The organism is Bacillus sp. FSL R9-9492 (assembly GCF_038007365.1).
Lineage (GTDB): Bacteria > Bacillota > Bacilli > Bacillales > Bacillaceae_G > Bacillus_A > Bacillus_A mycoides.
Genome location: NZ_JBBOXC010000001.1, coordinates 1,183,017 through 1,207,268 on the forward strand (window position 1 = coordinate 1,183,017; position 24,252 = coordinate 1,207,268).

Here is a 24,252-nt window from a genome sequence, read left to right on the forward strand (position 1 = left end):
TCGGAAAATGAGATAGTGATGATTGGAACTGATAATGTGGAAGGGTTACAAGAAAGTAAAGCTTCCTTTGAACAAATCAATATTACTTGGGAATCTTGAAGTAAAGGAGCATGTGATAAGTGGCAATGACAAATGAACAATTCGAGAGTTATCTTGATATGTGTTATGACAGATTAGAAAGTAAACAGCAAAACTTCATTTCGGATTATAATATCGATAACTTTGATGAATATTGGTATGATCAAGATCAATGTATATTACAGTTTAAAAAAAATGGTCAAGTTTTACTTGAATTTAGTGTTGTTTTTATAGGTTCTTGGTCTGGAAAGAGTAACAGTTGGATGTGGTCTTGGGCTAATGAGAATATGACTGATTATGCAAGAAGTAAGTCTAACGGTTTGAAGGATTTACAAAAAATCACAGGAAGTGATTTTTTTATACATTCACTTTTTGAATGCGATCAAGAAATGGCGTATGAGCTAGCAGCCTTTTCCATTGAATATTTAGATGCAGAAGGAATATATATAGCACCAGGTGAAAGAAGTGATTTGTTTATGGCTGTTATGTTACCTGATGCATTGTAAGTAGAGCCTACTAAAAATATGGATAAGGTAGAATGAAAAAGGAGGAGCTAACGTAAGCTCTTTCTATTATCTGGTGGAAGTGAGAGCATTCCGACTGAATTAGAGTATTATCAATTCATTGGAGGTCTGTTAGTTATGAAAAAACTAGTATTTAATAAGCGGATGGATTTTTCATATATAGAAGGAGAAATTCTCTGTATTACAACGGGAAACAAACAAGATATTATAATTTTAGTATTGGATAAAAAGGTTACAGACACTTATTATTATAAAATTATACACTTGTTGAAAGCTGGCGTTTTGAAAGAATATACTATAGAAAATAATCAATATTTTAACTTCATTCAACCTTTAGGAGAAAATTGGATTTTGGTTAAAAGTTTCGTTGAGAAAAAGGAAGATACAACGGCTACAATTTTTGATAAAAAAGGAAACATCATTGCTTCATATTACTTAGGAAATGGAATAAAATATTTTCAAGTTGATGAAGAAGAACATTTATTGGTTGGGTATAGTGAAGAAGGTATATTTACTTCTGTAGATGAATTGTTTATTTCAGATGAAGAGTTTGATTCGATAGATTGGGAAAATATATATGATATTAATAAATTTGAAAAGAGCGGATTAGCTATTTTCTCTAAGAATGGCGATTTAATTACTAATGAATTCAATAATTCAATAAAAAGATCTGTCTGTGATTGTACAGCAATAAATATACAGAAGACAGGTAATATTCTAATGTCGTACTATAATGAGCAAGGAACATATACATTCACACAGATTAATAAAGAACGATATGAACAAGATAGCCTTTATGAAACAACATTGAATCATACATCACTATGTTTAAAAATAAAAAATACTATTATCTTTGGTGTAGATACTAATCAAATACATGCATATTCACTTGTAAATAAAAAATTATCAACTTTATTAATAGTAGATAGTGATGGAAATTCCATTCAATTTGAGTATATTTTTTCAAGGGATCAAACAATATATGCTGTTAAAGGGAAACGAATATTTTGTTGGGAGCAATATGGGATTTTAGAAGAGGGAGAATAAATAGAGAAGTGATTGAGAGAGAAAAGCTGATGTAGATTTTTCTCTCTTTTGTACACATTAATTTTTGTTGGCTATAAAAACATAAGGATAAACGCTATACTATTATTATAATTCTAAAGCAAAAAAAGGTCAGAAACCTTCATTACCAATAAGAGATTAGATGAACTTATAAATATAAATTTTCCACAATTATACTTTAGATTAGTTATTTATTAGCCAAGCTGTTATACGTATTATAGGGAGGTATAAATAATGGAATGTTTTCATATAGGCGAGCAGGATGATAATTTCATCAAGATTGTTATAACTGACTTTTCAGGTGAAGGAGATAGTTATTTTGGTGGAGCTTATTTCAAAGGAGAATGTGAACTAGGCTGTTCTGGTTTCAAAGTGAAAACGACATCATTTTATTTTGACAATAATGATTTATATCACTTTTACAAAGACCTCCAAAAAATATATACCTTGGGATTTGGAACAGTACATTTTAAATCAGAATCAAATGAGTTATCTTTAACTTGTCACTTGGATATTGATGCATCTTTCAAAATTTCAGTTAGATTTAAAGAGCTTGAAGGAGATAGCACGCTAAGTTGTTATATATATGAATTCCATGAATATATACTTAGTATTAAAAGTCAGCTTTCTTCGTTTTTAAACACTTTTAAATTTAATGGAAATGAGTCTTGAAGGTTTTTCTGCCGCACCAATCTGGGAGTGGGATTAGGAGAATGAAAGGGTAGTATTTAAAATAATAATTGAGAGCGAGCGTCAAACTTATTAAAAGTATAGAAGTTTGACGCTTATTTTTATGTTTAGAATCAATGAGAGGATTTTCATCTATATGAAAGATATTGCATGTAAAGAGTTAGTAAGTTTTAAGGATATTGTTGAAGCTTATCAGTTAAAAAAAATGAGTTTGGATTATAAACAAAATGTGATTTTACTAGTACAAGATAATACGAATCAACCTTGTATTATTTATTTGGATAAAAATAATGTGAATATAAGTAAATTCAATTTAAACGTAGATATAGATGTTGAATCCGTGCTATGTATTCAACGAATCGGAGAGAGATGGTTACTTATATTTAATTATGAAGATGATAATGCAGTTATTTATAATCCGGACGGAAGTGAATATGTTAAGTTTTATGCCGGAGAAGGGATTCGAGATTGCCAGGTTGATTCGAATGAAGATATATGGGTTAGTTATTGTGATGAAGGGGTTTTCGGAGAGTGCCCAATTGGAGTAAATGGTATAGTTGCTTTTGATTCAAAAGGTCAATTGATTTTTGATAGTTATGATCAATATGTAGAAAAATATAAAATACCGTATATAGATGATTGTTATGCAATGAACGTTATAGATGGAGACGTTTGGCTCTATTATTATTCAGAATTCCCTTTAGTTCAAATGAAAGATAAAAACTTCCATATGTTATGGAATGAAATAAATTCAATTAGGGAAATATGGTCGGAAAGTTTTGCGTTCGCTCAAGATAAAGTAGTATTCATTACTCGAGATAAAAAGTTGGTTGTTTATGATTTAAACAATAATCATGTGTATGATAGTAATCTTTGTAATGAGCTAGGAGAGCAGGTTCAATTTGTTAATTATTACAGCCGCGGATCTATTATGTATTTTCAGACGGATGATACGCTTTATTATGTTGAGTTACTTAATACATGAGGGGATAAACGTGAGCGAACGTTTAAAGAGAATTGCAATGTTAAGAGAAAGGGTTGTCTTTATACGCAGGGTTTTATCTTTGGTATTCTACAGGTAAACATAATTATAAACAGCAAAATAGGCCAGCCTATAACAAGGAATATGTGAATAAAGCTGCTAGAAAAGCAGGTTAAAATTAGGTCTCAAAGCATTTGTGGGCGTTAGATTAATAGAAAATGCTTATGTTTTGAATAGGCAGTATACAAAGGACATAAACAAACATATAAAAAATATCGTTAAAATAATAAAGAATCCTGAAAGTGATCTTGGTGAATTTGATGATGAATTTTAATAGTGTAGATAATTTATTTTGGATACTTTTAAAGTATCCAGTACGTATAATTTTAATATGTATTGGAATCGGCTGGATTTTTAAATGTATCAAACAAGGTTTCTTATTTTCAGCCGCACTTATGTTAACGATACTTACACTACTTTTTATTGTTACATTTACAGACATATTAGCGTCTGTTTTAAATGGTATTCCCCTTGCTATACAATATAGTGGTGTAATATTTTTGCTAATACTATCATGTATTATGTTTGATTATGAATCTTCTCGTCAGTGAACTATGCACCACTTACCGTTCTTACGGACTGTTTTTCTATGTATGTATGTTGGTATAGCCAGTGGGATTTTATAAAAGAAAAGTAAAGTCGATTCAGTGTATCTTAAAATCTAAACAGATAGTTTGATTTTGAGATACACTTTTTTATTTTAAATAAAACAGCAAACCTTATGCGGACTTCTAATGCTATATGAAAGAGTATTATAGATTAGAATAAAATAAAATAAAATAAAAGCCACAAAACATGAAGCTTCTAGATTATGAAAAAATGCACCCAAATTATTGGATGCACTTTTTCATAACCTTTATATATTCCGCCTCATCAATTCCCCAACCTGCGTCGCAACATATTCAACATCATTATCAATTTCGTCTAATACGTAAGATTCTAAAATGCCTATTACAGCAGTTCCTAAAAATTTTAAAACGATGTGCTTATCAATGTTTTTATTGTGAAGATTGATGTGCTTAATATTTACGTTAAACGTGCATAACAAGATATAATAGAAGAAATCAATAAGGAGGCTGGCTGTGAAGAATCTTCGTTATTTCAATATGTTTACTATGTTAATTGTATACACACTACTTATGTTTTACATCGGCTGGAACGGATGGGTTTGGCTTCATACAGTATTCGGCTGGCAATCTTGGGGATATTACGCTTTCGTAGTCGGATTTATTTCATATGCGTACATTCTCGTACAAGTGTTTAAATTCCTTCCTTTCCTGCGAACGGTCGGTTCAATTTGGTTTGCGGTTATACAATACGCGCTTATGTTGTTGCCGTTAGCCGATATTGCAGTTTTCCTACTGCAGTTTTCAGTGGAGAAAGAGACGGCAATTATTTGGACAGGAACGGTCGTTTTACTCGTGTTCGTCTTTATCTTTGCGTATGGAGTATTTAATGCATATAGCCCGGTTGTAAGAAAGTATGATGTACACATACCGAAAAAAGTAGAAGGACGTAAAAGTTTACGTATTGCGATGGCTTCTGATATGCATTTCGGTAAACTGTCTGGTGTTGCTCATTTAAAAAGACTCGTTCGTCATGTAAATGAAATGGAGCCTGATATTATTTTACTGCCAGGTGATATTATAGATGACCATCCAGGAGTATTCATTCAAAAAAACATGGGGCCTATTATGAAACAAATGAAAGCTCCATTAGGCGTATACGGTGTGTTAGGAAACCACGAATATTACGGCAGAGCGGTTCCGGAATTCTTGCAGGAGATGGATAAAATCGATATTCGTATTCTTTTAGATGAAGTGATCACAATTGAAGATGACTTTTATCTCGTTGGAAGAAGAGATAAAACAGAGCGTGATCGTCAAAGCTTTGAAAGTTTAATGAGTACTGTGGATTTATCGCTTCCTGTTATTGCGATGGATCACCAGCCATTTGAATTAAAGCAGGCAGCGGATGCCGGCGTAGATTTACTATTATCCGGTCACACGCACCGCGGACAAATGGCGCCGAATCATATTGTGACGAGAAGAATGTACGAATTAGACTGGGGATACGTACAAAAAGGTGCATTCCACGCCATTGTTTCTTCTGGGTTCGGATTTTGGGGACCGCCGCTTAGACTTGGAAGTAGGTCGGAGATTGTGCAGGTAGAGGTTACATTTGAATAGGATTATGAAATAGAGAGCTGATGGTTCTCTATTTTTTTCAATAAAAACAAATAACAATAAATATCTCTGTTGGTGATAATTTCATAAAAGAGGTACGATTATAAGACTCGGCTGAGATAAAGGGGGATTATAAGTGGTTATAGCAGATGTAATATACGGAGAATGTGAAGTGGATCCAGTGTTAGAAGAGTTGATTTTAAGTAAGTCTGTGCAAAGACTGAAAGGAATTCATCAGGCCGGCGCAAGTTATTTAATGAATGAGAAATGGAATGTAACGCGTTTTGATCATTCAGTTGGTGTTATGTTGTTAATTAAAAAGCTTGGTGGTTCAGTAGAAGAACAAATTGCTGGTTTACTGCATGATGTATCGCACACTGCTTTTTCTCATGTCATTGATTATGTTTTCGATAATAAAGATGAAAGTTATCATGAAGAAATATTTAGCACTTTCGTAAAAAACTCGGAGATTCCAGTAATCCTTTTAAAACATGGTTATAACTATGAAGATATTTTGTTAGATGATTCGAAGTGGACTTTACTTGAAAGATCAGCACCAGAATTATGTGCAGACCGAGTAGATTATACTTTAAGAGATATGTATACATACGGATATATTTCTTTAGAAGAAGTTCACAACTTTTTAGAGGATGTAATCGAAGTTAATGGGAAAATGGCCCTTCAAAATATCAAAATTGCAGAATGGTTTACAAAGACGTATTACGAAGAAGTAATCGATTTCTTCATGAAACCAATTAATGTTTATGGAAATGATATGTTAGCTAGAACGTTACAATTAGCTCTTCATAAAAAGATAATCCATTCAGATGATTTCCTTCTTGAAGATCATGAGCTTATTTCGAAATTACAGCTATGTAAAGATCGAGAAGTAGATGCTTTATTAAGAAAAGTTCATCCAAGTGTAGAAGTAAAAGAAGATAGCGATAATTATGATTTACATCATAAAAATAAAGTGCGTCTCATTGACCCTCCATTACTATGTGAAGGGAAAATTATTCAGTCGTCTGTCGTATCAGAAAAAATAAAACAAATGAGTGATATCGCTTATGAAAAAGCGGTGAGAGGGATGTATGTGAAAGTGATTTCTAATTAATTTATAGAAAAAAGGTTACTAAAAAGTAGTGATGTAGCTATTTTTTGGCAACCTTTTTTGTTTCAACCTATTATTTTTATTTGTTCCCCTAGTTGTTATATAAATTAAATTTGATATTTTGGTATATAAATAAACCATATCGATGCATAAAAAAAAGGAATCCACATGCATTTGGTCTCTTTGTTCTTACTTCGCGTGTGATAGAAAAAGGCTTTGACCACTTCTATGCATGGCTGGATGCTCTCTTCCTTCTAAAAAAAGGATTTTAATTTGTATATTTATAGTAAGGTGTTTCAACGGTTAATCCTTTATTAAACTACTCAAGCTCATACATAAAATCTACAAGTTCTCGATAAGAGAATGTATTGGCCTGAACATCAGTTGTAATCTTTCCGTCTCTTAGTTTTATAATACGCTGGCAAGCACCAGCTACGAGCTCGTAATCATGCGTAATCACGAGTACGTGACAGGAACGTTTGGCAAGTTGATGAATTACTTCGATAACACGTTGTAAGTTCATACCGTCTAAACCTGAAGTTGGTTCATCTAGTATGAAAATAGAGGCGTCATTCATTAAGCCAATTGCGAGAACGAGCCGTTGTTTTTCTCCACCTGAAAGGGTGGCAGGATGATTTTCTTTCAAATGCCATAGATGGAGGTCTTTTAGAACATTTTCAGCCATTTCCTCCCGGTTAGGATTGTTGAGTAACACTTCATTCCATACGCTATCGGTGAATAGTTGATACACTGTATCTTGCATAACGAACCAAATTTTTTGCATTCGTTTATTTGCTTTTATCCGTACGTTATCAATGTGAATGTTGCCAGTGCTCTCTTTTTTTAATCCTGTTAATGTGCGAGCGAACGTCGTTTTACCTGCGCCATTTTTTCCGATTAATGCGGTTACTTCATTTGCATGAAGCGTAATGTTTAAATCTTGCAGTACCCAATCTTTTGCTCGCTTATGTTTGACGTGCAAGCCTGCAATCTGCATTTTTTCTAATTTTGAAGGAGAAGTACGGTCATTCATTCTTCCTTTTTCAATAAAGGGAGAACGTAAGCCTAGCGCTTGTATTTCTTCACAAGAGAGAGCGAGCAATTCTTTTGGCGTGTAGACTTTTTTGATTTCGCCATTTTCCATATAGATTATACGGTCCACAAGATCCATTAAGTAATAAAGCCGATGTTCTACAATGACAATCGTTTTATTCTTTTTTCGTAAGGAGACTAATTCTTCTTTGAGAAGATTCGTTGCTTGTAAATCTAAATTCGCAGAAGGTTCATCCATTACAAATAGGGATGGGTCAATCAGCTGTGATGCGGCAATTGCCACCTTTTGTTTTTGGCCACTAGAAAGACTCATGACGGGTTTATGTTGTATAGATTCTAATTTCATTTGTTGTAAAACGTCTTGTAATCGGTGTTGAATTACAGTTCTTTCAACTCCATGATTTTCAAGTTCAAAAGCAAGTTCATCTTGAACGATAGAGGTGAAAAATTGTGATTTAGGATCTTGAAAGACGCTACCAATTTTTTTACTAAGTTCCCATATCGGGGCATCCTTCGTATGGACACTCTCAATGATGATTTCACCTTGTAAGTTTCCTTCATAAAAGCTTGGTATTAAACCATTTAATATTCGTCCAAGAGTTGTTTTTCCAGATCCAGAAGGTCCGGTAATGAGGACGCATTCACCTTCATGAATCGTTACATTTATATTTTTTAAAAGGGGTTTTCCAGGTTGATATTCAAATTGAACATTTTTGAGTGTAATCATAGCTATTCTCCTTATGAAATCCAAAGCGTGCCAAACATACATAAACCGAGAAGGAGAGCGATACTATCTTTCGGACGGAAGGCAATCGCGTAATGACTTGTTTTTTTGCAAGGCGCATCAATTCCGCGAGTTGTTGCCGAAGCACTCAAATCATCAGCGAGTCGAATTGTTCTCATCAATAAAGGAATGATCGCATATTCAAACATTTGATTTAAACGAAGCCAATTTTTCGGGCTTTTTAATGAAATACCACGAATGCGCACATTCTCTCCGATGATTTTGGATTCAGCACGTAAAATAGGAAAGAACCGAAGTGCAACGGTAAGTGTTAATAAAATACTTTCGGGAATTTTTAATTTCTGTAAACTTGCTAGTAGCTGCCCTGATGGGACTTTCGATAATCCAGATGCGATAATTAACGTAGGTAAAGTTTTTAAGGCAATGAGTAGCATTAATAAAAACGCATTTAAAATGGAAGCATTCATATAAGTTGAAATGAAATAGTGTGCAAAGAACAAACAACCGTATATAATGAACCATTTGAAGCCTAAACGATATTGGTTTTGACAAATGAGTAAAAGAATAGCAAACGCTGCGAGCATAAGTGAACCGGTGCTTGTAGCGGAAACTGCTAAAAATCCACAGATGATTAATAGAGTAAATTGTAAACGAGCATCAAACATAAAAACCTCTCCTAATTATTTCTTTATATATAAATAGCCAGCTTTAACAAAGTGTTTTTGTAATAGTTTTGTTGCAAAGTAACAGCCAGACAAGGATAGAATGAATCCGCCGATAAGGCCGATTGTCATCCATATAGGTGAATAAGCAAAATAAATTAATTCGTCGATTGCTTCTTTTGAGTAACGCATCTTTTCTAACTGACTACTACCGAGTAAATAAATTGTTATATATGAACCAATGCTGAAGAAAGCGCCGTAAATTCCGTATGCAACAGCTTGACGATGACGATTCTTATATTGCGAACCGTCGCCTTTAAGTAACGTAAGTTCAGCGATGAAAGCAATTAGAATGCAATAAGGTAGAATAATAGGTGTTCCCATTAATGCAAAGAAAATCCCTGTTAATGTCCCCATTAATAAAAGTGTGCCTCTTTTACTCACGCGCAAGGCCATTAACATATAGACTATGCCGCCAAAGAACATACCGATAGCGGGAGTAAGTGGTGGTGCAAATGCCATGAGCGGACTCGCGACCACGATGACGATAGACTGTACGATAAATAAGAGAACGGTATATAATCCAATTGTAATTAAATCTTTTGCTGCAAATTTTTTTATATTCATTTCGATTCATCTCCTAATGATTGATAAATTGAATGATAAACATTATCATTGGTTCTAACTACTCCAATCTCGAAAAAATAGCCCGAAATCGTAATTTGAGGCGGAGGTGAAAAAATTGAAAAACATATTAAACGCCTTTTTTACAGAAATAAAAAGAATGAACGATGCAACTTATTACGAAAGCTGGCTAGGGGCGACTTATCATTTTGTAAATGGTAAAGTCAGACGGTTGTATATTGAAGAAGGGGTTGAAATTCAGATTTTTGATAACTGTACATTTCAACGTCCCAAAATGCCTATATTGAAAAAAATATTAGAGATTACAGTCATATTGGATGGACAAATTAACCAAAAAAGAAAACCGTTATTTTCCGCACAATATGACTCGAAAACATTGCTATTCTTTAATGAAATTGAAGAACAACTTCAATATGATCAGCTAACAGGAACGAGTGTTTTTCTCGATTTAGACTGGTTGGAACGTTATCTTATTCAAGAAAATCAGCTCGATAGTTGGAAGGAAATTGAACAGTTTTTTCTTCATTCTCAAAAAAATATTTTTCAAAAAAATAGCGAAACCATTCATCGTTCTATTGCACGTTATTTACAAACCGAATTTAAAGAAAATGCGATGAACCATTTATTAATTAAAGCGAAAGTTTTAGAGTTTTTAGCGCATAGTCTTCAAAAAATTTGGCCAGAAGTTGTAAATCAACGAATTGAGGGAATTCTCGATGTAATTCATCAGCAATTTCACCTACCGATTCAAGTTCAGCATTTGGCCGAAATGGCGAATATTAGTGAATCGAGTATGCAAAGTTATTTTAAAGCGTCGTTTGGGATGCCGGTTTATCAATATATCCAACATAAACGTGTAGAGTACGCAGCGGAATTACTGATTCATACGAATGAATCTATTACTGAAATTTCAATGCAAGTTGGATACGATAACCCGAGTAAATTTGCAAAAATATTCAAGAGAATATACGGAGAAACACCTTTGCATTATCGGAAGAAATATATGGAAAAAAATACCCCTTAATGAGTTTATCTCATTAAGGGGTATTTTTTTCTAGGTATCTAAACTATCGTTTCAGTAGTATCGATAATATTCTTATTAATTATCAAACCAATTCCAAACCTCAATATCTCCGAGAGTCGCATAACGTACGTGCGGTGAGTTTTGTAATTTTAATAGTTCTTTCGACGGGCCAGTAATGACAATTCCGTATACTTTTACGCCGTTATCTTTTACATATTTATAACGTTTATCTAAGTTGAGTTCTTTCTCAGGAAGTGCTGCTATTTTACTTACCGTTTTTTTATGGATAGAAAGGACGCGCATCATTTCGATTACTTGATCTTCTGGCGTTTTGTACTTGTCTGCGTTACTATCTAGAAATCTTACATGTTCTGGAAATCCTATAGCTTCTCCGCCATGTAAGATATAGTCATCTACATTTTTTCTTTCTTGTCCTGTATCTAAAGCGTACCATACAGGAGTTGGAGGGAGTTCTTGTGCTTCGAATATACTATATAAAAGCGGTTCTAATTCTTTTAAAGTGTAAGTTTTATCAAAAGAAATTGCTACTTCTGCAACGGTTCCATCATGTACTTTTGCAAGTGTATCCCATACTTTTTTTGAGGAATCCTTTAAATAATCACCCTGCTTTGTTTTGGGATGAACAAAGAAGAGTTTTGGTTGATAGAACGGATTCATCCAAGTTTGTTTCGTGACATCTACAGATGATAAGAAGCTTTTTGTTTCTACTGTACCGAGTGGCATTTCTTTTTTACCGACGGTTCTTACTAAATCGAAGCTGCTGTTCGTACGGAAAAAAGCTTCTACACTTGTTCCGCCCCCCATAACACGGCTATTTGGGATAGTTGCCTCAAGTGCAAGCGAAGGAACTTCTCTAATTTCTTCTAGCCTTTTATCATTATTAGCTTGAAAATAAAAGGCTGATAATACCCCGCCGATTATATATATAACGATGCAAATGGATAATATAAAACCAAACGTTTGTAACCGATGTTTCCACTTAATTCTCCAAAAAGGAACTTTAAGATCTTTTGGCGGTAATTTTTTCTTTACGGGTTCACTCTTCGCAAGCAATTCATCTAAATGAGCTTCACATTCTGCACAAGTTTCTATATGACTTTCTAACTGTTCTTGTTCGTCATGTGTGAGTGTTCCTTTTTCGTATTTCGTCCACAGTTTTTTAAACTCTGCACAACCCATCTGTATCACTCCTTTATGCTTTTCGTTTCTTTTCGTCCTCGGTGTAATTCAATTTTTACTTTTGCTAACGAGAGACCAGTCATTTCTGCTATTTCCTTATAAGAGAATCCGTAGTAATCTCGTAGTAGTAACACATTTCGTCTTTCGAGCGGAAGAGAGGATATACTTTGTAACCAACTAGTAATCTCATATTTTACGAAATAAGAGTGTTCTGTACTTGGCACGTTTGGTAAATGGAATTCTTCAATTTGCGTTGTTTTATACTTCTTTTCTTTTCGGTACCAATCGATAAAGGCGTTGTAGGCGATTGTAAATAACCACGGCCTAATTTCTTCTCCTTTATAATAGTCAATATGGACGAGCATTCGGTAAAATGTTTCTTGCATGAGATCTTCAGCACTATGAGAATCTCCGTTTAGGGAGAGAAGATAGCGAAATAAATCTTGCATATGCTCGGAGTAAATTTCTTCTAATGATTGTTTGCGTTTCACTACATTTCCCTCCCTTCATACATAACAACGAAATACATATAAAAAAGTTACAATTTTTATGGAATTATAGTAAAAAACGTCAAGAATTGGATAGGATTCTCTTTTATCATAATACATATAAGGCGGGTGAACAGAGATGGAAAGCTATGAAACACAAATTCAAAGGTCAATTGATTATATTGAGGAAGATGTAATGGAAAAACAAACGCTGCGTAATTTAGCACGTGTTGCAGGTTTTTCTGAGTCGCATTTTCATCGTGTATTCCAGGCGTTAGTAGGCGATACAGTAATGGAGTATGTTCGAAAGAGGAGGTTAGCCCGGGCAGCTTATCAACTTTCTCATACGGATGAAAAAGTTATTGATATCGCATTTGAGCATGGCTTTCAATCTCACGAAACGTTCACGAGAGCCTTTAAAAAATTATTTCAAATGACACCAAGTGAATATCGAAAACAAGAAATCGAAACACCAATGTATTATAGAGTGAATGTAAAACAAAGAAAATTAAATCCATATTTAGGGGGCATACAAATGGAATATCGTATTGTAAATAAACCAGAATTTTTAATGGCGGGTTATGAGCTGAAGACTACAAGTAAAGAAGGAAAAAACCATCAAGACATTCCAGCATTTTGGCAAGAATATTTACAAAAAGATCTTGGAACGACGATTCCGAATCGTAAAGATACGAGCCAATGGGTAGAACTTGGATTATGTACTGATTTTAATTTAGAAACAGGGGACTTCACTTATATTATCGGAATGGAAGTTACAGACTTTGAAAATGTACCAAATGCAGTTGCAAAGCGTACATTCCCAGCGGCGACATATGCAGTATTTACAACGCCGAAAGTTCCTCATGAAGAAATGGTATCGTCTATTCACCAAACGTGGAATGCAGTATTCTCAGAATGGTTCCCGCATTCAGGATACGAACATTGCGGCGTTAATGAGTTTGAGCTATACGATGAACGTTCCCATGCAGACAAAAGTGAGTTCGCTCAAATTGAACTTTGGATACCGGTGAAGAAGAAATAATAGAAAGAAAGACCGTTCAAAAGGTATTTTTGGACGGTCTTCTTTTATTAATAGGTTGCTACTATTGTTGTATTTTATAGTTAAGTCGATATAATTTCATTTACTAGCGCGCTGCTCCGAAAAGAGAAAGGTGCTTTATAAAAGCACCTTTTCCTACGAACTAAATGGAAACACAAGTATAATCGTCGTTCCTTTTCCAACTTCACTATCAATGAAAATCGTTCCGTTATGGGCATGAACGAGCTGTTTTGTAATGGCGAGACCAAGTCCAGTTCCGATGTTGCTTTCTTCTGTATTCGTTCCTCTGTAATATCGCTCGAATAGAAGTTCTTTCGTTTTATCATCCATACCTTTTCCATTATCTGAAATAGATAGTGTAAATGAATTTGCATTTTGCGAAAGTTTTACGATTACGTTTGTCGTTTCATTATTATGTTTTACAGCGTTTGCGAGTAGGTTTTCGATAATACGTTGGAACCATTTTTCTTCAATAAAATATTGGATTTTGCTTGAACTTGGCACGAATTCAATGTTTTGATTTTGTAGTGTCGGGTTATTAATAAATTGTAATAGTACTTTTCGGACGAACTGATTAATTTCAACATTTACGTGTTGCGCAGGAAGAGTATCATTTTTTAATTGATATGTTAAGCTTAAGTCGTCAATTAATGTAGTCATATATTGAGATTTTTCTTTCATTACATGGCCAAATTGTTGAATGTCTTGATCAGTCCAATTATATTGCTTCGATTCTAGTAATAATGCATAGCCGTATATAGAGCTAAGCGGTGTTTTTAGATCATGCGTCAGGCCGCTAATCCACTCTTCACGTGTTTGTTGCAGTACTTTTCTCATTGCATCGTTCTTTTTCAAAGTAATAGAAAGGTGCTCTAGTGAGTTTGTAACATCTTTAAATATGCGGAACGACCATTTTTCTTTACCGGAGCGCCGAAACCGAACAGGTTTGCCTTTTTTACTAACAGGTTCTTCATATTTTCCTCCGGCTATGTTTTTAAGCCAGCGCATCGTGTGTAATAAAGGCTTTCCAAACTTATTTCCATACCAAATTGAAAGAATGACTAAATAAGCAAACACAATAAGGAGGATTAAGCTGCATCCGATTAGAAGTTTCTTGGTAAATATATCATCTAATTCATCATCTGGATAATAATGAGCGTTTGGGGCGGATACAACGACGAGATGACCGCTATTTGAATCGTAAAAACTAGATGTATTTTCTTTATAATTCCACGGTTCTTTTTCATTAAGAGCCGTTTTTATAGCCGAAAATGTTTTTTTCTTCCCAGTTGGATAGGAAAAAACTTCTTCGCCATTGTTATTAAATATTTGCAGTGTTGCTTTTTCTTTAGAAAGTAATTGTTTTTCTTGTTCAGTTAATGCAAATTCATTTAATGATAAAGAAGGGTGTCCTTGTTGTATCGTTTTTAGTAATGCATTACTTTTTAGTTTGGCACCGTAAATAACGATCACTGGTTTCTTTTCTAATTTAATTTCCCAATAGTTAAATTTATAAATATTGTTGTTACTATTCTGTAAATACGTAAGTAAGGATGTCTTTGTGTAAGAGGTCGGAACATCGTTAGGCGTATTAAAGTTGTAAAGGACCTTTCCATCTTCATCTACAATTTGAAGCCAATCACTCTTTTCTGTTATTAAATCTTTTACCTCAGATTTTAAAGTAATGTTATTGTCTTCAGAAGAAATATATTCGGAGATTGTAAAGGTATCATAATCAGAAATATTAGGTTCATATAAAGTACTATTAAGAAGAAAAATTAAATAAGAAAAAGAAGCAATTACTGCGATAAGTAACGTAACTAAGACAAAAACGTGTTGTAAAATAAACTGGATTATAAGTCGTTTATTAAAATTCATATCTTTAACCTACTTTGTAATGAACTTATAGCCAAGTCCACGAACTGTTTTTATGTATTCTGGTTTACTTGGATCTTGTTCAATTTTTTCACGTAGTTTTCGAATGTGAACCATAACAGTATTATCATCTCCATTATAGGCAGGTGCTCCCCAAACTTTTTCATATAATTCTTCCTTCGAAAATACGTAGTTCGGATTCTCACAAAAGAATAGTAGTAGTTGAAAGAGTTGAGCGGAACATTCGACAACGTTTCCATCTACTGTTAGTTCCGCAGAATGTTGATCAATTTCAAATCTCCCAAAAGAAAAGGAGTATATTCTTTGTTCTTGTATGTTTTGTTTCATATGTCTTCGGAGTTGAGCTTTCATACGAGCGACTACTTCTAGTGGATTAAATGGTTTCGTAATGTAATCATCCGCACCGTATGAAAATCCGGAAATTTTATCTACATCAGATGTTTTTGCTGTTAGGAAGAAGATAGGGCAATCCGTTTTTTGGCGAAGGATTGGACAAATGTCAAAACCGGATTGTCCAGGAAGCATTACATCTAAAATAATTAAATCGTAATTGTTTTGCTCGGTGAGAGATAAGGCTATTTCCGCAGATGTTGCAGTTGTAATATGAGAAAAACCTTCTTTTTCAAGAATGGTAGTTAGTAATTGTAAAATTGCTGTTTCATCATCAATGAGTAGAATATTTGCGTGATACATATGAATCCCTCCTAATTTCCTCGAATATCATATCATCTTTTTGTAACTTATGGAATTTTTAAGGAAATTTTAAGGTTTTCTTTCACAAAAAATTAAGATTCAAATGATATGATAAAAGTAACATGGGGAGGAGATGAATGTGAATCCGTTTCAAACGATGCGAGCTAGATATTTTTTAATTGTATTTGCATTACTAATTTTAATAGCACGAAGTAGTAATGAAGTGCTAGAAAATACATTTCATATACAGAATTCATCTTTTATAAATATGCTTATATTTTATATCTTTCCAATAATATGGCTTTTTTACGGATATAGAAAGCATCGTGTTTCATTTTCATTATTTATTAATAGAAACGAAACATTTAACCTAGTGCAAGTTTTGTACATCGCGATTATGCTTTGTATGTTTAGTTACGGCTATCTTATTTTATATATGTACAGCTTTGCATGGATTACACCAGATTTTATTATGAATGCCTTGCATGAACCGATTATAGATAGTACCGGGGGATATGTATTTCAATTTATTAGGGTTGTATTTATCGCGCCTATTGTCGGAGAGTTTGTTTTTCGAGGGTTTTTACTGCAGCGTTTTGCAGCAAAATGGGGTACTAGTATAGCAATGGTCGTTGTAGCACTTTTATTTGCTTGCTTACATGTTGATTTCCTTGGTGCAGTTGTGTTTAGCATCGTACTATCAATTGTATATATTCGTACGAAAAGCTTACTCATGCCAATTGCTATTCATATGTTAAACAATGCGCTTGTGCTTAGTTCTTCTTTTTTAGTAAGTAGAGAAAAGATAATGAGTTTTGCCGATTTTTCGAACTATACGACATTCTTTCCAGGATTAATTATTTTTATGACAGGATTAAACTTAGTGCTCATCTTTTTATTTGTGAATCGCAAATATTGGAGTAAAGAAGTGCCTGTTATATATGCGGAGAGGGAGAAGAACTTTTCAAGTATAATAGGAGATAAATAAGGTAGAGAAGACGTTTGAGAAAATATTGAAGGAAATGATAGATTATTGTACTTCTATTAGATATAAGTACTTTTCCATCAATAATGATACAGGAAATATTATTTTTCTTTTTATCGTGTTAGGGACATTAATAATAGTCAGCTTTATTATAGAAGAAATGATGAAGCGCATCTTCAGACAATATGTAGAAATGAAGTGAATTATGTTAGGACCCATAAAATGTTGGAGAAAGTGATGGGGACTTTGATTTTATCCCGCTATTTGCGGGTAGTAAAACTCCCACCTCAAAATTCGACTGGAGCAAAGAAGTTAGGTGGGAGATTAACTGTCCGTAAACGCCCGATTGGTTCAACTAATAATCAGTGGGGATGAACAAAACCCCACTGATTAAAGTTTCACTTTATGAAAACTAAATCATTATTAATTCGAAATTTGAAAGGGATGTATAAAATTATATGAATGAAACAATATCGTCAAATAAGTTTTTTTATTTGATTGTACTGAGTTTAGTATTGATTACGACAGTAAATGTTGTTCTTCGCTGGGAGGAGGCTTACTTTTTTATGTATTTAGCGCTCCATTTATTAGGGATTTTATGCATAACGGGCGGAGTAGTTGCTGAGAAAAAGCATGAAGAAAGTATTAATTATATGTGTGTGATGGGTCTTATTTTACTTTTAACTGTACAAGGTATTATGAAATATAGTTCTTTTTCTTTGCAAGATTTTAGTTTGTTAATAGATGTACTTCCTTAAGAAGGATTTTAAGGACTATGAATATATACGATATGTAAAAGGCACTGGTTTGTAAGTACATTTCTTATACCAGATTATGAGCCGGTGAAACTCTTCTTGTAATAGAAGAGTTTTTTTATGTAAATTGAACGAGCTAGAGCAATTATCACGATTAGCTTGTTCTAATTTTGAAAGTACGAACTTACAATAATAATAGACAGGCAGCATAGAGGAGGGAATAGCGTGAGGAAAGTTATTGGGTGGTCGCTTTTTTTATACGTTGGGTTTGCGTTACTTATATATTGGTATTTATTTGGATGGAATCATGAACTCATTCCGGACATGTATAAAGGAACGAGTGCAGATCCAGAAACCTTTATGAATGCGAGGGAGCTTACGCTAAGTCAAGATTATTCGCGTGTGAAAAATTTACTGTTCTTTTTAGCGACGCCTCTTGAATGGATTATTTTATTATTTGTACTCGTGCTCGGTATTTCAAAAAAGTTTGAGAAATGGTCGAAGGAAACGACCAAAATAAATGTCTTACAAGTTGCGATTTATTTCTTTTATTTATCACTACTAACAACAGTTCTTGCATTACCGATGCAATGGATCGGGCGTAAAGTGTCCGTTGATTACGGAATATCTACGCAAAGCACACAAAGCTGGATAAAAGATCATGTCATCGATTTTTGGGTGAACTATGCGACTATGTTACTCATTGTTACGGTTTTGTTATGGCTCATCCGTAAATTCCCGAAGAGATGGTGGCTAGCAGGATGGGCGCTCTCTGTTCCGTTTACGATTTTCTTAACGTTTGTGCAACCTGTTGTAATTGATCCACTTTATAATGATTTTTCAACGCTGAAAAATAAGGAATTAGAAACGAAAATTTTAGCGATCGCAGATAAAGCTGATATTCCAGCTAAACACGTATATGAAGTAAATATGTCGGAAAAAACGAATTCGTTAAATGCGTACGTAACGGGAATTGGCCCTAACGCCCGTATTGTAATGTGGGATACAACACTTAAGCAATTAAAAGATAAAGAGATTTTATTTATTATGGCCCATGAAATAGGGCATTATGTTATGAAACATATATATTGGGGCGTTGCGAGCTATGTGTTGCTATCGTTTATAGGTATGTATTTAATTAGTCGTATTATAAATATGTGTATTCGAAAATGGGGAGATACACTGCAAATTCCAAAATTAGCATGTTTCTCAATTTTACCTTTATTTTTCTTAATTTCCTCTTTATTATCTTTTGCAGCACAACCAGCAACAAACTATGTTTCTCGTATAGAGGAACGAGCGGCAGATCAATACGCTTTAGATATGACGAAAGATGGAAAATCAGGTGTGAAAACTTTTCAATACTTATCAAAAACAAGTTTAAGCCAAGTAAATCCACCTGCGTTAGTGAAGTTTTTCTTATATACACATCCACCAATTTTCGAAAGAATTCATACGTTTGAACAATATGAAAAAGAGAAGAAGCAGTAGTGTACTGCTTCTTTTTATTGTGGATGATTCGAGTTTTGGAAAATTATAGTGTATAATACGTAGAATATTCAGTTAAATATTTAGGAGGTTAATATTTTGTTTCATTCAAAATCAATGCCGGCTATAAAAATGATCCTTTCGATGTCTATTTTCGGATCGATTGGATTTTTTTCTGTCCAAACGGGTTTACCATCTTTTGAATTAGTATTTATTCGTTGTATTTGTGCGACTTTATTTTTAACGCTATGTTGGTTTGCAACAGGACAATATAAAAATGAGAAATGGAATAAAAAAGAAATTGTACAAATATTAGCGTGTGGCGTATTTCTCGTTTTTAACTGGGTGTTTTTATTTAAAGCGTTTGAACTCATGTCGATTACAATTGCGATTTCAGTGTATCATCTCGCTCCAATTATCGTATTAATGATCGGTAGTATCGTATTTAAAGAGAGGCTAACAGTATTTGCTGTTATGTCCATTGTTATTTGTTTTATCGGCACAGTGTTAGTAGCTGGAGTGGACGGTAGTATGTCGCTTGAGAAATTAATGTCATCTGGAATGGTATGGGCACTTCTTGCGGCTTTATTTTATGCTTTTACAACGTTGCTCGGAAAAGGAATTAAGCATACGAGTGCATATGCGATGACCTTTTTACAAACGTTTTTAGGCATATTTTTATTGCTACCATTCGTAGACTTCGGGAAGTTTCAAGGATTAACAGAGATGAACTGGATGATGATCACAGCGACAGGACTTATACATACGGGATTTGTATATTACTTATTTTTTGACAGTTTAAGAGATTTACCGACGAGACTTATTTCTGTATTAGTGTTTTTAGATCCTGCTGTTGCAATTTTGTTAGATACGATCTTTACTGGATTCAGACCGACGAGTATGCAAATTGTAGGGATTGCCTTAATATTTGTAGGAATGGCATTTACTTTCTGGAAGCCGAGGGATGAAAGAGTGAAAGTGTACTCAGAAGCATAATATTTACCGGGATTAAAAGTAGCTACGTCATTAACGTTAATAGGTGGAATGTTTTTTAGTGCAAATGGACAATATTTGCACTTTTTTTGTCTGAAAAATGAAGTTTTTATAAGCAAAGGATTTAATGAAAATCTTATAGAATATGTTAGTGTACAACATTGTAAATCCTTTGAAACTGAAGAAGGATTTACAGAGTATACGTCATAATAATTTGTCTATGATTCGGTATACCAATTGAAATGAGGACGGATTTGCTTCCCTTTAGTAGTAATCTTCAAAATAATAGATGTTAAAAATGAATGTATTACATGAGATTTGCAAATACAGCATATGTAATATGGAAAAAGAATGTAGTCTATTATTTTCCATTTTAATAAAATGGAAATGAAGGAGAGAGGGCAATGAAGAAAAGAATGTTGCGTATAATGACGGTAGCGACTATTATGGGTGGTTTATTATTAAATGTAAATGTTCCTAATATAAAAGCAGAAGAGTATCCAGAAATGATTGTATTTGATGATGTTCCAGTAGGCTATTGGGCATATGAATATATTATAGAGGTTGCATATAATAAAGTTATGCTAGGTTATGGAAATGGGAAATTTGGTGTTGGCGATAATGTAACGCGAGAACAAGTGGCGGCAGTACTGTATCGCGCACTTAATATAAAACATGAAGGACCGTTACATAATCCGTATAAAGATATTTCTGAAAGATCAACAATGTTTCCAAAGGAAATTTTAGCATTAACAGAACATGGTATTTTTAAAGGCGATGAGAAGGGGAATTTCAGACCGGGGGAAACGATAACACGTGCAGAAGTAGCACAAGTCCTTACACGAGCATTTTCATTTGAAGTGAAGAAGAAACATACATTTGCAGATGTACCAAATAATTATTGGGCAAAAAATGCAATTAGTGCATTGCAATCTAATAATGTCATAATAGGAACAGGGAATGGAAAATTTGAACCAAATAAATTTGTAACACGTGAGCAATATGCAGCATTTTTATATAAGGCTATTATTAATTTTCATTTGAAAGATGAGAAGTATTAAGCGGAAATTCAAAAGTTGTTTAATAGAAAGGTGAAAATATTTTAATTATAGTAATATGTTATTTTGAAAAAAGTGCAAAAGTTTTGCGCTTTTTTTATTTAATTCATATATATTTATTCACTTTAATACAAAACATGAATTTACCAAAAATGAAAAAAACAGGTGTGTTAAAGTGACAATTCATAAGAAAAAGATATTATTTAGTAACTTTATTATCAACGAAGTGTAAAGGAAAGTATGTGAAAAGATGTTCACAAATTAGACAAAACTTATATAAATAAGTATATTGATACGTTTTTATTAATTCTTTATAGTAGAAAAAAAGTATGTTTTTAGGGGGAAAATGCGGTGAAGAAAAAGTTTTTAAAAATAGCAACGGCTTTAACAATTATGGGTGGAGTTGTATTAAGTGCAGAAGGTACTAAAGTAAATGCTGAAGTAGTTGTGAAGCAACAACAACAAGCAAATTCTGTTGTATTTAAAGATGTACCAAAAGGTCATTGGTCTTTTGAAGCTATTCACACTCTAGCAGGCTGGGGAATCATTAATGGTTATGGAGATGGGAAGTTTGGTTTTGGTGATGATGTAACACGTGAGCAAGTAGCGGCTTTAATTTATCGTACGATTGATTTTAGCGAAGTGTTTGAGGAAGGCGACGTACTTGAGAATCCATACAAAGATATTAATGAAAACTCAACAATGTTCATAGAAGAAATTTTAGTATTAACAGAAGTAGGTATCTTAAAAGGTGATGGAACTGGGAACTTTAGACCGAAGGATACGCTAACACGTGCGGAAATGGCACAGGTTCTTACGAATGCTTTTGAATTAGAAGCAAAGGGACCTCATACTTTTAATGATGTTCTAACAGATTCATGGGCAAACAATGCAATTAGCGCAATACAAACAAATAATATTACAATTGGAATAGGAGAAAATAAATTTGGTCCGTCTATGAGCGTAAAGCGCGAACAATACGCACAGTTTTTATATAGAGCCATTTCGAATGATATGGCACAGCAATAAAAAATAATACATAAAGGCCACTGTTGTATAGCAGTGGCCTTTTTTTGCGCGAAAGAAAGGCGGTTTGAAAAAAAACGAAGTGAATTTTCAAAAAAAACTTCCTTTTCTGAAGATTTGTTATATAATATAAAACATAAAATCAAATCTGTTATAAGACAGTTTAAGAAGGGGATGCTAATATGTCGACGCAAACTTCACGGGTTACACTGGCCGGAGAAATGTTACCAGCGTACAACGAAATATTGACACCTGAGGCGCTTAGTTTTTTAAAGGAACTGCATGAAAATTTCAATGAACGCCGCACGGAACTTTTAAAAAAGCGTGTGGAGAAACAAAAAAGAATTGATGCAGGGGAGTTTCCTACGTTTTTAGAAGAAACAAAGCATATACGTGAAGGGGATTGGACAATTGCCCAGCTTCCGAAAGATTTAGAGGATCGCCGCGTGGAGATTACTGGGCCGGTGGATAGAAAGATGGTCATTAACGCTTTAAATTCAGGAGCACATCTTTTTATGGCAGACTTTGAAGATTCGAATGCACCAACTTGGAGAAATGCTGTCGAAGGTCAAATTAACTTACGAGATGCGAGTAAGGGAACGATTTCACATAAAAATGAAAACGGAAAAGAATATCGTTTAAATAGTAAAACAGCTGTATTAATTGTGCGTCCGAGAGGGTGGCATTTAGAAGAAAAACATATGCAAGTTGACGGCAAGAACATGTCTGGCAGTTTAGTAGATTTTGGTTTGTACTTTTTCCATAATGCGAAGACGCTTTTAGCAAAAGGAAGTGGCCCGTACTTTTACTTACCGAAAATGGAAAGTTACTTAGAGGCAAGATTATGGAATGACGTTTTCGTATTCGCTCAAAAGTATATCGGTATTCCGAACGGAACGATTAAAGCGACTGTGTTAATAGAAACGATTCACGCTTCATTTGAAATGGATGAAATTTTGTATGAACTAAGAGATCATTCTGCTGGTTTAAACTGCGGACGATGGGATTATATATTTAGTTTCTTAAAGAGCTTCCGTAATCATAATGAATTTTTACTTCCGGATAGAGCGCAAGTCACGATGACAGCGCCGTTTATGCGCGCGTATTCTTTGAAAGTTATTCAAACGTGTCATCGTCGTAACGCGCCAGCAATCGGAGGGATGGCGGCGCAAATCCCAATTAAAAATGATCCAGAAGCAAATGAGGCAGCTTTCGAGAAAGTGCGTGCTGATAAGGAGCGCGAAGCTTTAGACGGTCATGATGGGACTTGGGTTGCCCACCCGGGACTTGTACCGGTTGCAATGGAAGTATTTAATCACATAATGAAAACGCCAAATCAAATTTTTAGAAAGCGTGAAGAAATACGTGTAACAGAAAAGGATTTATTAGAAGTACCGATGGGAACGATTACAGAAGGTGGTCTTCGCACGAATATTAACGTCGGTATTCAATATATTGCATCTTGGTTAAGCGGGCGGGGAGCAGCTCCAATTTATAACTTAATGGAAGATGCAGCAACAGCAGAAATATCAAGAGCACAAGTATGGCAGTGGATTCGTCATGAGGGTGGAAAGCTAAGTGATGGCCGTAATATCACTTTTAAATTAATGGAAGAATTGAAAGAAGAAGAACTAGCAAAAATAGAAAGAGAGATTGGTAAGGAAGCATTTAATAAGGGGAGATTTGAAGAAGCTAAAAAACTGTTTACAAACCTTGTTCGTAATAACGAGTTCATGCCGTTTTTAACATTACCGGGTTATGAAATTTTATAAGAAACAAGAAAAG

24 protein-coding genes are annotated in these 24,252 nt (G+C 34.0%); 16 read left to right on the forward strand and 8 right to left on the reverse strand.

The features are described 5' to 3' along the window. Positions 1 to 119 precede the first annotated feature (119 nt). The 4 genes from MKY70_RS05955 (at position 120) to MKY70_RS05970 (ending at position 3,342) form a co-directional block, all read left to right on the forward strand. The gene (locus MKY70_RS05955) at positions 120 to 584 is read left to right on the forward strand and encodes a DUF6882 domain-containing protein (RefSeq protein WP_341023664.1); all 465 of its coding nucleotides are present in this window, start codon (positions 120 to 122) and stop codon (positions 582 to 584) included. A 135-nt stretch (positions 585 to 719) separates the two neighbouring features. Then, positions 720 to 1,649, forward strand: coding sequence for a hypothetical protein (locus tag MKY70_RS05960; RefSeq protein ID WP_341023665.1), 930 nt, complete (start codon positions 720 to 722; stop codon positions 1,647 to 1,649). Positions 1,650 to 1,901: 252 nt separating this feature from the next. After that, a complete protein-coding gene (locus tag MKY70_RS05965; protein ID WP_341023667.1) occupies positions 1,902 to 2,339 on the forward strand; it encodes a WapI family immunity protein in 438 nt (145 codons plus the stop codon). Positions 2,340 to 2,493: 154 nt separating this feature from the next. Beyond that, the gene (locus MKY70_RS05970; RefSeq protein ID WP_341023668.1) at positions 2,494 to 3,342 is read left to right on the forward strand and encodes a hypothetical protein; all 849 of its coding nucleotides are present in this window, start codon (positions 2,494 to 2,496) and stop codon (positions 3,340 to 3,342) included. A 913-nt stretch (positions 3,343 to 4,255) separates the two neighbouring features. Here MKY70_RS05970 and MKY70_RS05975 read toward each other — a convergent pair. Continuing rightward, on the reverse strand, positions 4,256 to 4,447 hold the full coding sequence (locus MKY70_RS05975) for a TetR family transcriptional regulator (protein ID WP_341023669.1): 192 nt from the start codon (positions 4,445 to 4,447) through the stop codon (positions 4,256 to 4,258). 34 nt (positions 4,448 to 4,481) lie between these two features. Between MKY70_RS05975 and MKY70_RS05980 the strand changes: the two genes are divergently transcribed. After that, on the forward strand, positions 4,482 to 5,588 hold the full coding sequence (locus MKY70_RS05980; RefSeq protein ID WP_341023670.1) for a metallophosphoesterase: 1,107 nt from the start codon (positions 4,482 to 4,484) through the stop codon (positions 5,586 to 5,588). 133 nt (positions 5,589 to 5,721) lie between these two features. After that, positions 5,722 to 6,699, forward strand: a complete 978-nt coding sequence (locus tag MKY70_RS05985) for an HD domain-containing protein (protein ID WP_088030994.1) — start codon at positions 5,722 to 5,724, stop codon at positions 6,697 to 6,699. Between the two features lie 316 nt (positions 6,700 to 7,015). Here MKY70_RS05985 and MKY70_RS05990 read toward each other — a convergent pair whose 3' ends face one another. From MKY70_RS05990 to MKY70_RS06000, 3 genes are read right to left on the reverse strand one after another with little or no spacing between them, the layout of a single operon-like run. After that, on the reverse strand, positions 7,016 to 8,476 hold the full coding sequence (locus MKY70_RS05990) for an ABC transporter ATP-binding protein (protein ID WP_341023672.1): 1,461 nt from the start codon (positions 8,474 to 8,476) through the stop codon (positions 7,016 to 7,018). 11 nt (positions 8,477 to 8,487) lie between these two features. Further along, positions 8,488 to 9,159: an energy-coupling factor transporter transmembrane component T gene (locus MKY70_RS05995; protein WP_341023674.1), complete on the reverse strand. Its 672-nt coding sequence runs from the start codon at positions 9,157 to 9,159 to the stop codon at positions 8,488 to 8,490. A 15-nt stretch (positions 9,160 to 9,174) separates the two neighbouring features. Next, positions 9,175 to 9,783 (reverse strand): MptD family putative ECF transporter S component, encoded by a 609-nt coding sequence (locus tag MKY70_RS06000; RefSeq protein ID WP_341023676.1) that lies wholly within the window; start codon positions 9,781 to 9,783, stop codon positions 9,175 to 9,177. Between the two features lie 106 nt (positions 9,784 to 9,889). Here MKY70_RS06000 and MKY70_RS06005 point away from each other — a divergent pair, with 106 nt between their 5' ends. Beyond that, entirely contained in the window at positions 9,890 to 10,825 is a 936-nt protein-coding gene (locus tag MKY70_RS06005; protein ID WP_341023678.1) for a helix-turn-helix domain-containing protein, read from the forward strand. 75 nt (positions 10,826 to 10,900) lie between these two features. Here the strand turns inward: MKY70_RS06005 and MKY70_RS06010 are convergent, their stop codons facing one another. Both MKY70_RS06010 and MKY70_RS06015 read right to left on the reverse strand, forming a co-directional pair. After that, complete coding sequence (locus MKY70_RS06010; protein ID WP_341023680.1) at positions 10,901 to 12,025, reverse strand: anti-sigma factor; 1,125 nt, start codon at positions 12,023 to 12,025, stop codon at positions 10,901 to 10,903. A 5-nt stretch (positions 12,026 to 12,030) separates the two neighbouring features. Next, complete coding sequence (locus tag MKY70_RS06015; RefSeq protein WP_341023682.1) at positions 12,031 to 12,516, reverse strand: RNA polymerase sigma factor; 486 nt, start codon at positions 12,514 to 12,516, stop codon at positions 12,031 to 12,033. Between the two features lie 136 nt (positions 12,517 to 12,652). Here MKY70_RS06015 and MKY70_RS06020 point away from each other — a divergent pair, with 136 nt between their 5' ends. Beyond that, positions 12,653 to 13,555 (forward strand): AraC family transcriptional regulator, encoded by a 903-nt coding sequence (locus MKY70_RS06020; RefSeq protein ID WP_002030329.1) that lies wholly within the window; start codon positions 12,653 to 12,655, stop codon positions 13,553 to 13,555. A gap of 153 nt (positions 13,556 to 13,708) precedes the next feature. Here the strand turns inward: MKY70_RS06020 and MKY70_RS06025 are convergent, their stop codons facing one another. Both MKY70_RS06025 and MKY70_RS06030 read right to left on the reverse strand, forming a co-directional pair. Further along, the gene (locus tag MKY70_RS06025) at positions 13,709 to 15,451 is read right to left on the reverse strand and encodes an ATP-binding response regulator (protein WP_113733995.1); all 1,743 of its coding nucleotides are present in this window, start codon (positions 15,449 to 15,451) and stop codon (positions 13,709 to 13,711) included. A gap of 9 nt (positions 15,452 to 15,460) precedes the next feature. Further along, the gene (locus tag MKY70_RS06030; RefSeq protein WP_002011226.1) at positions 15,461 to 16,162 is read right to left on the reverse strand and encodes a response regulator transcription factor; all 702 of its coding nucleotides are present in this window, start codon (positions 16,160 to 16,162) and stop codon (positions 15,461 to 15,463) included. A 139-nt stretch (positions 16,163 to 16,301) separates the two neighbouring features. Between MKY70_RS06030 and MKY70_RS06035 the strand changes: the two genes are divergently transcribed. From MKY70_RS06035 to aceB, 8 genes are all read left to right on the forward strand, one after another. Further along, positions 16,302 to 17,150, forward strand: coding sequence for a CPBP family intramembrane glutamic endopeptidase (locus tag MKY70_RS06035; protein ID WP_341023686.1), 849 nt, complete (start codon positions 16,302 to 16,304; stop codon positions 17,148 to 17,150). A 234-nt stretch (positions 17,151 to 17,384) separates the two neighbouring features. Next, positions 17,385 to 17,522 (forward strand): hypothetical protein, encoded by a 138-nt coding sequence (locus MKY70_RS06040; protein ID WP_002140784.1) that lies wholly within the window; start codon positions 17,385 to 17,387, stop codon positions 17,520 to 17,522. Positions 17,523 to 17,605: 83 nt separating this feature from the next. Further along, positions 17,606 to 17,905 (forward strand): hypothetical protein, encoded by a 300-nt coding sequence (locus tag MKY70_RS06045; protein WP_001006056.1) that lies wholly within the window; start codon positions 17,606 to 17,608, stop codon positions 17,903 to 17,905. A gap of 222 nt (positions 17,906 to 18,127) precedes the next feature. Next, positions 18,128 to 19,393 (forward strand): M48 family metallopeptidase, encoded by a 1,266-nt coding sequence (locus tag MKY70_RS06050; RefSeq protein WP_002188715.1) that lies wholly within the window; start codon positions 18,128 to 18,130, stop codon positions 19,391 to 19,393. A gap of 96 nt (positions 19,394 to 19,489) precedes the next feature. Then, complete coding sequence (locus MKY70_RS06055; RefSeq protein WP_078184071.1) at positions 19,490 to 20,386, forward strand: DMT family transporter; 897 nt, start codon at positions 19,490 to 19,492, stop codon at positions 20,384 to 20,386. Between the two features lie 401 nt (positions 20,387 to 20,787). Next, entirely contained in the window at positions 20,788 to 21,444 is a 657-nt protein-coding gene (locus MKY70_RS06060; protein WP_088030986.1) for an S-layer homology domain-containing protein, read from the forward strand. Positions 21,445 to 21,792: 348 nt separating this feature from the next. Beyond that, positions 21,793 to 22,470, forward strand: coding sequence for an S-layer homology domain-containing protein (locus MKY70_RS06065; protein WP_088030985.1), 678 nt, complete (start codon positions 21,793 to 21,795; stop codon positions 22,468 to 22,470). A 179-nt stretch (positions 22,471 to 22,649) separates the two neighbouring features. Next, the gene (gene aceB, locus MKY70_RS06070; RefSeq protein ID WP_088030984.1) at positions 22,650 to 24,239 is read left to right on the forward strand and encodes a malate synthase A; all 1,590 of its coding nucleotides are present in this window, start codon (positions 22,650 to 22,652) and stop codon (positions 24,237 to 24,239) included. Positions 24,240 to 24,252 lie beyond the last annotated feature (13 nt).

Coding starts and splice junctions, on each gene's coding strand:
- MKY70_RS05960 (WP_341023665.1), top strand. CDS start 720: ATGAAAAAACTAGTATTTAATAAGCGGATGGATTTTTCATATATAGAA.
- MKY70_RS05965 (WP_341023667.1), top strand. CDS start 1,902: ATGGAATGTTTTCATATAGGCGAGCAGGATGATAATTTCATCAAGATT.
- MKY70_RS05970 (WP_341023668.1), top strand. CDS start 2,494: ATGAAAGATATTGCATGTAAAGAGTTAGTAAGTTTTAAGGATATTGTT.
- MKY70_RS05990 (WP_341023672.1), bottom strand. CDS start 8,476: ATGATTACACTCAAAAATGTTCAATTTGAATATCAACCTGGAAAACCC.
- MKY70_RS05995 (WP_341023674.1), bottom strand. CDS start 9,159: ATGTTTGATGCTCGTTTACAATTTACTCTATTAATCATCTGTGGATTT.
- MKY70_RS06000 (WP_341023676.1), bottom strand. CDS start 9,783: ATGAATATAAAAAAATTTGCAGCAAAAGATTTAATTACAATTGGATTA.
- MKY70_RS06010 (WP_341023680.1), bottom strand. CDS start 12,025: ATGGGTTGTGCAGAGTTTAAAAAACTGTGGACGAAATACGAAAAAGGA.
- MKY70_RS06020 (WP_002030329.1), top strand. CDS start 12,653: ATGGAAAGCTATGAAACACAAATTCAAAGGTCAATTGATTATATTGAG.
- MKY70_RS06025 (WP_113733995.1), bottom strand. CDS start 15,451: ATGAATTTTAATAAACGACTTATAATCCAGTTTATTTTACAACACGTT.
- MKY70_RS06030 (WP_002011226.1), bottom strand. CDS start 16,162: ATGTATCACGCAAATATTCTACTCATTGATGATGAAACAGCAATTTTA.
- MKY70_RS06040 (WP_002140784.1), top strand. CDS start 17,385: ATGGGGACTTTGATTTTATCCCGCTATTTGCGGGTAGTAAAACTCCCA.
- MKY70_RS06045 (WP_001006056.1), top strand. CDS start 17,606: ATGAATGAAACAATATCGTCAAATAAGTTTTTTTATTTGATTGTACTG.
- MKY70_RS06060 (WP_088030986.1), top strand. CDS start 20,788: ATGAAGAAAAGAATGTTGCGTATAATGACGGTAGCGACTATTATGGGT.
- aceB (WP_088030984.1), top strand. CDS start 22,650: ATGTCGACGCAAACTTCACGGGTTACACTGGCCGGAGAAATGTTACCA.